This window comes from Acetatifactor muris (genome assembly GCF_024623325.1).
Taxonomy (GTDB): domain Bacteria; phylum Bacillota; class Clostridia; order Lachnospirales; family Lachnospiraceae; genus Acetatifactor; species Acetatifactor muris.
Genome location: NZ_JANJZD010000003.1, coordinates 214,387 through 225,732 on the forward strand (window position 1 = coordinate 214,387; position 11,346 = coordinate 225,732).

General features: G+C 50.9%; 9 protein-coding genes. All 9 read right to left on the minus strand.

Going from position 1 to position 11,346, the window contains the following annotated elements; genetic code table 11:
* Window positions 1-9: 9 nt before the first annotated feature.
* Window positions 10-1,323 (minus strand): YccF domain-containing protein, encoded by a 1,314-nt coding sequence (locus tag NSB25_RS04210; protein WP_103238074.1) that lies wholly within the window; start codon window positions 1,321-1,323, stop codon window positions 10-12.
* 41 nt (window positions 1,324-1,364) lie between these two features.
* A complete protein-coding gene (locus NSB25_RS04215; RefSeq protein WP_103238073.1) occupies window positions 1,365-1,811 on the minus strand; it encodes a zinc ribbon domain-containing protein in 447 nt (148 codons plus the stop codon).
* Between the two features lie 309 nt (window positions 1,812-2,120).
* Complete coding sequence (locus tag NSB25_RS04220; protein WP_103238072.1) at window positions 2,121-3,818, minus strand: phosphoenolpyruvate carboxykinase (ATP); 1,698 nt, start codon at window positions 3,816-3,818, stop codon at window positions 2,121-2,123.
* 200 nt (window positions 3,819-4,018) lie between these two features.
* Window positions 4,019-5,848 (minus strand): aminopeptidase P family protein, encoded by a 1,830-nt coding sequence (locus NSB25_RS04225; protein ID WP_103238071.1) that lies wholly within the window; start codon window positions 5,846-5,848, stop codon window positions 4,019-4,021.
* A gap of 25 nt (window positions 5,849-5,873) precedes the next feature.
* Entirely contained in the window at window positions 5,874-6,530 is a 657-nt protein-coding gene (gene deoC, locus NSB25_RS04230) for a deoxyribose-phosphate aldolase (protein WP_103238070.1), read from the minus strand.
* A gap of 106 nt (window positions 6,531-6,636) precedes the next feature.
* Entirely contained in the window at window positions 6,637-7,479 is an 843-nt protein-coding gene (locus NSB25_RS04235; RefSeq protein ID WP_103238069.1) for a LysM peptidoglycan-binding domain-containing protein, read from the minus strand.
* Between the two features lie 27 nt (window positions 7,480-7,506).
* Window positions 7,507-8,994 (minus strand): threonine synthase, encoded by a 1,488-nt coding sequence (gene thrC / locus NSB25_RS04240; protein ID WP_103238068.1) that lies wholly within the window; start codon window positions 8,992-8,994, stop codon window positions 7,507-7,509.
* A 511-nt stretch (window positions 8,995-9,505) separates the two neighbouring features.
* Complete coding sequence (locus NSB25_RS04245; RefSeq protein WP_103238066.1) at window positions 9,506-10,492, minus strand: hypothetical protein; 987 nt, start codon at window positions 10,490-10,492, stop codon at window positions 9,506-9,508.
* A gap of 71 nt (window positions 10,493-10,563) precedes the next feature.
* Window positions 10,564-11,325, minus strand: a complete 762-nt coding sequence (locus tag NSB25_RS04250) for a hypothetical protein (RefSeq protein WP_103238065.1) — start codon at window positions 11,323-11,325, stop codon at window positions 10,564-10,566.
* Window positions 11,326-11,346 lie beyond the last annotated feature (21 nt).

Below are 11,346 nucleotides of genomic sequence, written 5' to 3' on the forward strand. Positions count from 1 at the left end.
GGCCTCCTTCTATTCCGGTATCCTTGCACCGCACTTGGGACAGAACCGCGCTCCCACAGAATATTCTGTGCCGCATTGACTGCAGAAACGTATGCTCACTGCATTTGTCTGCATTCCGGCAGCTATCCCGGCATCTGCAGCAGAGCTTCCGGCTCCGGCCGCAGCCTTCATAGTCCCGGTTCCCCGGGCAGCAGAAGAATTGACTGAACTTCCTCCGGCAGAGGGCTGCTGCGCGTTGGAATTCGTCGTAAATACAACCACTGGTTCCTTCCCTCTTACGAAGACAATTATGTACCAGACAAGAACTGCAATCAAAAACAAGGTGAAGATAAAGCTGAGAGCCAACATGAAAAAGGTACCGCCGGAATACACCACCCTCTGGACCATCCCTCCGACTCCAATCAGCCGGAGCAGCCTGGGCACAATCATGACCCCCAGAAGAATCAACACCATCAGCCGGTTCCCCTTAATGATTTCCAGACCCGTTACAGCAAGCAGCAGCAACCCCAGAACAAATGCGACAATCCCCCACCTCATCGCTCCAAAAAAGAGTCCGCCTATCACATTCAGAGCAAGAAGCCCCAGAGCCGCATAATCCAGATAGGGCATCAGATTTGCCATGGTATCATTCTGCAGAACCTTTTCTCTCAGACCATTTACAGCCCGTTCGCTCTTCTCCACAATGCTCTCCAGTGTGTATCCCGTTCCGGAAGCGGCCCCGGACTGTGCGGCGCTCCCGGGAATATCTGCCGTCTGTGAGCCAAACGACTCAGGATTTCCTGCATACTGCGGAATCTGCCCTGCAGAATGGACGCTGTATCCCGGCTGCGCCTGAACTGTCTGCTGCGACATCATCTGATTCACTGCCATGGCTGTACCCGCTACCTTCATCATGGACTTTTCCATTCGAAGTATCTCTGCCTGTTCCTTGGTAATCACCTTTGCCCCCACAGGCCAGATCAGAAACGTAGCGCTTCTGACAAGCACTATGGCCACCGGTATCCCGATAATTGTAAGAGCCGTACCCACTGCCAGGAGAATATTCCCGATGAACAGAGCGATACCCACAGGAAGCCAGAGCAGATTGGCAATCACGCCGCCCACACGGCGTATTCCCGCCACGTTTTCCTTTCCCTTAAGCTCCGTCTCCTTAATGATGACTTTTCCGAAGGGAAATACCATCAGCTTCGCATACTGAAACAGAGCCTTTCCTATTGGTATACCGATAATTGTTATACTGAACAGAAGCCCCAGAAATCCATACAGCAGAAAATTCCACCAGCCTCCAAATATAAACCATATTATATTACCCAATGCACTCACTTTTCGTTCCTCCTCATATCCATTTGTTTTCCGGAAATACTTTAAACAGGCTCCTGCTCCAGCTTATTTCCGCAGCCGATGCAGAATACGGCTCCCTCCGCATAAGCGGTCCCGCATTTTGCACAGATCCGGGGATTGTCCGCAGTCGGTGTAAACAGCGGTTCCAGCTTCTGACCGCATTTATTACAGAAAGCGCTGTCAAGCACCAGTACATTCCCGCATTTTTCACACTTGCGAAGTCCCTGTACCGCCAGCTTTCTCTTCTCCAGTGTCACGGTCTCCAGTGCCAGTTTCTCTATCTCCTTCAGAAACTCCTCATAAGGAGTGCCGGCCGCCGCTTTCGCATCATTGCTTTCCACATAGAGCAGCCCTATCCGGCGGATGACCTCCTCCCTTCTCTGGTTCAAAGCCGCCAGCTGTCTGTCACAGTCTGCCACCTCCGGTGAAATATTGTCTGTCTGCATCGGTTTTGTATCAAACAGGCCCATGTCTTCTCCTCCTTCTCTTTCGTTTCTCAAATTTTTACCAAAAAGCGTAGTTTTTGAGACAGTAAAAAGGGGGTAAAATTATTGGGAAAAATAAACGAATATCCCTTGATTTTTTACCTGCTTTATATTACAATAGTCAAAGTTTTAATACCATTTCTACATTCTCAAAAACTACACTTTTTTAGAATCCGAATTCCCCTGTGAATATCGAGGCGAATGGCATCGGCATCATAATTGAAGCAAAAAAACACGACCCGCTTCACATTTTCTGCAAAGCGGGCCGTGATTTATTTTGTCTTATGAATCTTCTTACAGGCTGGCAGCTTCATCCACGATCTTCTTCAACGCTGCAAGAGCCTCGTCGGGCAGCTTGTCATAGCCTTCCTTCTTGGTAGCGAAGCCTTCCACTGCATCCACACGGTTCTGCATGGCGCCCTGAAGAGCCTTTACATACTCTGCGTCGCCCAGGTTCGGTGTAAAGCCTTCCCAATCCATGATCTCGATATCCTCAAAAGGTCCCCACTGCTTGAAGCTTGCTCTCTTCTCCACAATGGTCTCCAGGATGCCCAGAGTATCTGCAGGTTTCACCTTCTTGCCCATGAAATCACCTGTGTTGATAATGTAGCAGTCAACGTTCTTCTCATCCACCAGTTTCTTGAACTTCTCATAGTCATTTACCAGAGGATAGGTTCTGAACGGGTTAGCGTAAGGAACGATACGAAGCGCGTTCATATCGGTGCCTGCTGCCACACGCTCTGCGGTGGAAGTCTTGGTAGCCAGAGTAGCGCCCATAACAGATGCCAGGGCAGCACCTTTCAGCTTCACTACAGGCGGAATGGTGGGATCCTTCATGATCCAGAAGATGGCATTTACGGGAGCGTCAATCTTGTCCACGCGGTTAGGGCTCCACAGTTTGGACTTGATGGCACGGCCGTTGCCGTTCCTGATATCCTCGGTAACCAGCTGAACCTTTCCGTCCTCATCCAGGGTGGCAGAACAGTTCTGTGCGGTAAGCAGGAATGTGTTGTCAGGGCAGCCTGTGGGATAGTCAGCTGTCTTGTCAAAATAAGTGGGTTCCAGAGCCACAGATGCACAGGTATCAGTATTGATGATGAAAGCATCATCATGAAGCACCTTGATCTCATACTTGCCGTTGTGCTTTGCATGAGTCAGTGTGGACTTTCCGGAGCCGGACAGGCCGTAAACGGAGGCAACAAACTTGCTGCCGTCTGCAAGCAGATATTCCTTCTGTCCGCCGTGGCAGGAAGCATAGCCGTTTCTGTTGGCCATAGCCCATGCCATGGTAAGAGTACCCTTCTTGTGCTCACCGAAATATTTCATGCCCAGAATAGCGGCACAGTTCTGATCCGTGTCAAAATAGCACAGAGTCAGATCGTCACTCAGGCAGCTGTAGTCAACGTCAGGGCTGGGAGTAGGCGCCCACTGCGGATTGGAGAAGATATAGATATCCGGCTCCTTGCCTCCGCCGATAGGCTGAGACTCTTTATACATCTTTATATAAGTATCAGACATATACTGGAAGTTCAGCATCCAGTTGTACATGATATTCTCTTCCCCTTCGGGAATCAGCAGATGTGCTTTTGCCATGAATTCAGGATCCAGGCCGATGTAGCACTCTACATGATACAGAGTCTGCCAGCGGGTCTTGTAAATGGCATCCATAACTACCTTGTCAAGCTTGGCGGCATCTACACCGGGCTCTCCCTTAATACGACGTGCCTGTGCATAACGGCCGGTAACAGCACCGTCATTGAACAGCAGTACTTTTGCATCCTTCTCCAGACCGATCTCCTCCGCACGGTGAACCGGCATGTCGGTAACAATGGTTCCGGGAGAATTCTTTGCGAGCTCATATGCCTCTTTCAGGGTATTCACCTTTACTACATTGTTGCCGTAGAAAGCGCCCTCAATGATAGAACGTGTCTTGCTGAAACCGGGCTTTCCTGCGCCGATTTCCGAAATCGGGTAATACGCTTTTGTTGACATTGGTAACGTCCTCCTTAAATATTGTCTTTCCTGCTCTCCGGGCAAAAACGGATGAGCGTCGGTATCTCTACGGTTCATCCCGCATCAAAACAGTCCGAACCCTATTGCCCTTTATTATCTCAAAACTACATTCAAAAGTCAAGAAATCAATTGTAGATTTTATAACGATTTCATATTTCCGGTTCCGGCTGATGCCAAAGCTAAGCCCTGCCATTTTTCAGAACAATGGTACTGTCCGCCCCAGTCTCCCTGCGCAGCCATTCTCTCTCCTCTTCGTTCAGGAAGGGCGATACTTTCTCATATACTTCCCTCTGATAGCCATACAGGAACATTTTCTGCGTCTCTGTCAGATAGTTTTCATCTATGGCTTCCATATCGATGGGCACCCAGGTCAGGGTCTTAAAATGCATGAACTGGCCGTACTCGTTCTTCACGTCGTTCTCTGCCACCATCACATTCTCGATGCGGATGCCGTGACTTCCCTCTATATAGATACCCGGCTCGTTGGTAATGTCCATTCCCGCCTCAATGACGACCTCCTGCCTGCCGTCAATATAGCGCCATGACAGGTTCTGAGGTCCCTCGTGCACATTCAGAATGTATCCCACTCCGTGTCCGGTGCCGCATTTATAATCCAGCCCCATGTTCCACACCGGCTGACGGGCCAGAATGTCAAGGTTCCTGCCGGTGCAGCCGTAAAGCCATCTGGCATTGGTCATCTGCAGCATTCCCGCAGCCACGGCGGTATAGTGCATTTTCACCTCATCGGAAATCGGCCCCAGCACAATGGTTCTGGTCACATCGGTGGTAGCTCCCATGTACTGTCCCCCGGAATCCACCAGGAACAGCCCTTCCGGCTCCAACACCGCATGGTTTTCCGGTGTGGCCTCATAGTGCATCATGGCCGCATTGGCTTTATACCCCCCGATGGTGGGGAAGGACAGGCCGATGCACTCCGGAATCTCCCGGCGGAATTGCTCCAGACGGTCCGCAGCGGTGATCTCCGTAATCTCCATCTTCCCGATGTTAGTCTTCAGCCAGTAGATAAATCTGGTCAGAGCCACGCTGTCCTGCAGATACAGCTTCTCCATATTGGCAAGCTCCACGGGATTCTTGATTGCCTTTAAAAGCTCGGTGGGACTCTTCTTCTCCACCAGAGTCTGCTTCTCCCCGAGAATCTTGTACAGACAGTAGCTGCAATAACGGTCGTCCACCAGAATCTTCCCTTCCCCGGGGAGCTTTCCCAGGAAATCCATGATTCTGTCGTACTCCTCCACCCGGATCCCCTTCCTCTCCAGGTAAGCGGTCACAGTATCGTCCAAAACCTTCTTCTGGATAAACAGCACAGACTCTTCCTTCGTAAAGTACCCGTAGGACATGGCCACGGGATTGCACTCCACGTCACAGCCCCGAAGATTGAACAGCCACATCAGGTCATCCAGCTTTGTCAGAAGAAAACGATCCGCGCCCTCCTTTTCCACTTTCTCCATAACCTGACTGCGTTTTTCTTCAAAGCTTTTCCCCGCAATTTCCTCGTCCAGCACCTTCACCGCTCCTGCCGGAAAAGCCGGTCTGTCCGTCCAGATTTCCGCGGACAGATCCTTCAGATACGCAAACCGAATCTCCTTTTCGGCCAGCTTTTTCTCAAAGCCTTTTCCCTCGCCGGCCGGAATCACTCTGCCGTCGAAGCCCAGCGTCTGTCCCTGTTCCATATTCTTCTGCAGGAATTCCGTAATTGTGGGAACCCCTTCATCCTGCATGCGGAACAGCGTGACGGTGGTCCCCTCCAGCTCCTTCTGGGCCTGGATAAAATAACGTCCGTCCGTCCACAGTCCGGCTCCCTCCTGCCACACCACCAGAGTACCGTTGGAACCGCTGAAATTACAGAAGTACTCCCGCACCTTAAAATAGTCGTTCACATACTCCGAGCTGTGAAAATCCGCCGTGGGAATCATGTAATAATCAATTCCCTCCTCTTTCATTCGCGTCCTTAAGTCCGCAAGTCTTTCCTGGATTACTTTGTTTTCCATTTTGATTTCATGCCTTCTTTCTCTCTTATTTCACGCTGTCCCTGTACAGTCCCACCGCTTTTGAGGTTCCCACACGGTCGCATCCCAGGCTGATAAACTGCTCCAGCTCCTCCAGAGTGGAGATACCTCCCGCAGCCTTGATTTTTACCCCGGGACCGATGTGCTTTTTGAACAACTCCACATCCTCTTTTGTTGCGCCTCCGGTGCCGAAGCCTGTGGAAGTCTTGATATAGTCCGCCCCCGCATTTGTCACTGCCTGACACAGGGCGATTTTCTCTGCCTCCGTCAGATAGCAGGTCTCCACAATTACCTTCAGAATATGCTCTCCGCAGGTATCCTTCAACATTCGGATTTCCTTTTCCACCTTCCCGAAATCCCCGTTCTTCACATCGCCGATGTTCACCACCATGTCGATTTCACTGCATCCGTACTCAATGGCCTCTCTGGCCTCCACCACTTTTGCCACAGTGGTGCTGTATCCCAGCGGAAATCCCACAACGGTGCAGATATTCAGCTTTTCCCCATATGTATCGTAAATCCGCCGCACATAGGAAGCCGGCACACAGACACTGGCGGTCTGGTACTCTATGGCTTCGTCGCAGAGCTTTTTGATATCTTCCCAGGTGGCAAAGGGTTTCAGCAGAGTGTGATCTACTTTCTGAAGCATTTCTTTTACTGTCATATGATTCTTTCTCCTGTATCTGCTTTTTACACTGTTATATGTTATTTTCTTCCGTCGTCCGTTTTATATTGATCCTGCAGCGTGCGTCTTCCGATCTGTTTTGCGTTTATTTTTTATCCAAATCAGATAATCGAAGTTCTGTCCCGGTCAGAATCAGGTCAGGATTCTCTCCGATAGCCTCTCTGTTCCATTCATAAAGCTCCGTCCATTTTCTTCCGTCTCCCAGCCTGAGCTCCGCGATATGCCACAGGCAGTCGCCCGGAAGCACGATATAAATGTCCTCCTGTGTCCCCTGCTCCGAATCTCCCTGCCTGTTTTCCTGCTGCTGATTTTCCTGCCGGTTCTCCTCTTCCTTCCCCAGCTCCGCATACGTTTTCTCCTGCATGACCTGAGCAACAGTATTCAGCCATTCCCAAACCTCCGGATTCTCAGCGACCACATCGTTATACCGCCGGTTCACCTCCCCCATTTCGTCCACGTAATCGTGAACAATCTCCTGCACTTCCTCAGAAAGCTCCCGGGAGGCGGAATCGGATACATCTCTCCATCTATCCTCCGTCTTCTGCAGCACATGACAGCTTGCTCCCGGAATGGTCACCTCAAAGCCTTTTGCCGACACTTCATATTCCGCATAGACGAACCACATGCCGTCCTCTTTCATCGGCTGTGCCTCCGTCCTGATCACTTCGTATCCCTCCAGCCCGCACTCCCGCGCCCACTGCCCCCGCAGTTCTGCCAGCGCCTGATCTCCCATCTCCAGCAGTTCGTGTATCCGCTCCCGGTCTTCCCGGGAACAGGCTTCATAATAATCCCTGATCAGGTTTTCCACCTCTCTCTTCTCCCTGGGCCTGGTACTTTTGGTAAGCGGCGACTTCGCGGACACCGGCTGAAAAAGCAGCAATGCGGTCAGACTCAGACAACACCGGAAACAGAAAACCTTTTTCCCCATTCCGGCCTCCTCTCCCTGGAATCCGAATCAGAGATTCAAGAATTCTCTGACCGTATCCTTCATCTCTCCCACCTGGCACTGTCTGTTATGCAGTACAGGAGCGGTGCGGATTTCCTCCACCGCCTTCGGCACTTTCACGCCTGCCAGCGAAGAAAGCTCATCAATCAGCTCAAAGTCCGTTTTGGCGTCATATTTTTCGTCAATGGCCTTCATGACACTTCTGGCGAACTTAAAAGGACTGGCGGTAGACGCAATCACCGTTTTCGCATCGTCCTCCGTCTCCTGCCTGTACTTTCCATAGACGACGGAGGCCACGGCAGTATGCGTGTCAATCACATAGCCGCATTCCCGGTACAGACGTTCAATTTCCGCAGCAGTCTCCTCCTCCGAAGCATAATTACCGTAAAAATCTTCCAGTTCAGACCGCATCTGCGCCGAAATCTCATATTTTCCATTCCCGGTGAGAGCCGCCATCAGCTCCCCGTTTCTGTCCGCATCATTTCCGGCAATCCGGTAAATCAGCCGTTCCAGATTGCTGGAAATCAATATGTCCATGGACGGAGAGGCCGTCAGAACAAATTCCCTGTTCCTGTCATAGGTCCCTGTGCGGAAAAAGTCATAAAGCACCTTATTCTCATTGGAGGCACATATCAGCTTTCCGACAGGCAGTCCCATGTTCTTCGCATAGAATGCCGCCAGAATGTTGCCGAAATTGCCGGTGGGCACCACCACATTTATCTGCTCACCATCCTGGATTCTGCCCTCCCGCAAAAGTGCGGCATAAGCATATACATAATAGCAGATCTGGGGCACCAGACGGCCTATATTGATGGAGTTGGCCGAGGAGAACTGATATCCTTTCTCCGCCAGCTCCGCCGCCAGCTCTCTGTCCGCGAAAAGCTTCTTCACCCCTGTCTGGGCATCGTCAAAATTGCCATGAATTCCCACCACCAGCGTATTGGCCCCCTTCTGGGTCACCATCTGCTTCTCCTGCACGGGACTCACCCCGTCCTTCGGGTAGAAAACAATGATTTTGGTCCCCTCCACATCGGCAAATCCCGCCAGCGCTGCCTTTCCCGTGTCGCCGGAGGTAGCCGTGAGAATGACAATCTCATTGTCTGCCTGATTCTTCTTCGCCGCGGTAATCATGAGATGCGGCAGGATGGATAAAGCCATATCCTTGAAAGCAATGGTGGCACCGTGAAACAACTCCAGATAGTATGCTCCGCCGGCTTCCGCAAGAGGTGCAATCACATCTGTGTCAAATTTGGAATCATAGGCCCGCTCAATACAGCTTTTCAGCTCCTCTTCTGTAAAATCCGTGAGAAAAAGCTTCATCACCTCATATGCCGTCTGCCGGTAGTCCATCTCAGACAGTTCTCTCAGACTCCTGTCCAGAGCCGGAATATGATCCGGCACAAACAGACCCCCGTCCTCCGAAAGTCCCTTTAAAATCGCCTGTGACGCCGTCACAGGCTCACTTTTGCTTCTTGTGCTGTGATATAATACTCCCATACGCTCTCCCTTTTGTATCTGTCTCTTTTTATTTTATAAAAATTTTTAAAACCTGTCGCTCCTGTAAGTACATCCTCCACAGGAATCCCGCAACAATTACTCCTGCCGCTTTATTTTCCCTGCATGCCAGCACGGCCGGAACATGGAGATTTCCTGTGAAATCGAAGAAAGTATACCATACTTTCAGGACAGGTGCAAGGGCGGCTCTTTCAGTTCGAAGAATACAGGCGGACAATTGATACTTCCCAAAATGGTCAGTCAAAAAAGCAGGACCTGTCACAGTCCTGCCATACTAATTTAATCTTCCATACAGTTTACAGGACAGCCCGGCATTATTACAGCATCTCATCCACCTGTGTGCCCTTGATATCTTCCACAACCAGGTTCATCCTGTTTACAATATCCTGGATTTCCTTCCGTTCTTCCAGAATCTCTTCCTGCTCCTCCCGGACTCCGCCCGCTCTCTCCCCTTTGGGCCGGCCAAAAATCCATATTCCTCCGATCTGCTCTACTACACCCCCAGGTCCACCCTGGCACCCTTGATATCTTCCGCCACCAGATTCATTTTATTTACCACATCCTGGATTTCCTTTTGGATTTCCTCCTGGATACTGTCCAGATTTATTGCCTCATCCACAGGCATATCCTCCATCAGCTCTTCCAGCTCTTCTGTCTTCTCCTTCCGCTCCTCCAGGATTTCTTCCTGCTCTTCCTTCTTCTCCCTGATGGCCTCGGCTTCTTCCTCTTTTTTCTCCTGTTCCTCGTCGATATGATCCTTGGCTGCATCCGTCACCATACCGATGATTTCGTCACGTGCGGCCTCCATAACATCCTCCGCCTGCCCCTGAGCATTCACCATTTCGTGAGTCTTGCGCTTCTCCTCCCGGATTCCCCGAATAACAGCGTTTTCCACCTCCACCTTCTGTCTGTCCCTGAAGCTGCTGTCCCGCAAAGTCCAGATCTGCTCATTCAGCTCCAGCCAGCGTTTCTGATATTCTGTGCGCTCTCCCTTCGATATCTCTTCCAGGCGTTCCTGCTCCTCGGCTGACAGTTCCCCTACACCGGACGAAATGTGCTTTGATGCCTGCGCCTTCGCAAGCAGGTCCAGATCCTGTTTCTCCTGGCTGTCCGCATCTATATCATAACCTGCCGTCAGCTCATCCTGCTTTTCCGTCAGATACTTTACATTGCCCTGCGTCTCCCCAATCTCTTCCTGCAGCTTTTTCAAGCGCTCTTTACTTCTGGCGATCTCCTCGTCAATCTGTCTGTCTCCGTTCCAGGCTTCACCCACAATCTTCATGGCCCGCTCCTGAGCCTGCGCTCTCCTCTGCTGAATCCTGTCCCGCAGAGGGAATTCCTTCAGCAGATTTCCTGCGTAAAATGTCCTGCTCTTCTGATCTCCGGATCCATTATCCGCCTTATTCGCCCTGGCGCTCTCTGTCTGAACGTTATTCTGTGTATCTCCTGTAAAAATCGTTATATTGTTCTGAATGGTCATCTTCTGCTCCTCCTGGCCTGTGAACTTCCTTTCCGCTGCACAACAATTCAATTTCCTTATCTGATATACCTCTATACCTCTATATCCACTTTGGAACCCTTAATATCTTCCTCCATCAGATTCACTTCATCCAGAACCTTCTGAACCTGCCGTTTTACCTCTGCCATGGTCTGACTGATATCCATAGTCCCTTCCGTGGGCATTTCCTCTATCAGCTGTTCCAGTTCCTCTTCCTTTTCCTCTCTCTTCTCCAGGATTTCTTCCTGCTCTTCCTTTTTCTCCTGAATGGCTTCGGCCTGTTCTTCCCGCTTCTCCTGCTCTTCGTCCACATGCTCCTTCGCCTCTTCCATCACCATGCCGATGACGTCGTCCCGGGACGCTTCCACCACATCCTCCGCCTGTTCCTGCGCGTCTGTCATATTGTGGTGCTTCAGTCTCTCGCTGCGGATGCCTTTGATAATCCTGTTCTCCTCACTGATCATCTTCGCATTCTGAGCCACAGTCCCGCCTCCGCCCGGGCCGAAGAGCTCTATTGCCTCTCTGTTTTCCTCCCGCAGTTCCTCTATATGCGCTCTTCTCTCTTCTATCTCTTTATCCAGCTTCCGGTCTCCCTCCCAGGCGTCATTTACAATCTTCATTGCCCGCTCCTGGGCCTGCGCTTTCCGCTGCTCAATTCTGTCCTTCAAAGGAAATTCCACCAGAAAATTTCCGGCATAGAATGTTTTATTCTTCCCTTCTTTCTGTGTCGGATTTTCTGCTCTTTCCGCCTGCCCGGTCTGTACCCTGCTCTGGGTATCTCCTGCGAAAACAGTAATGCTATTCTGTAATTTCATTCGGGCTCCCTCCTCATACTT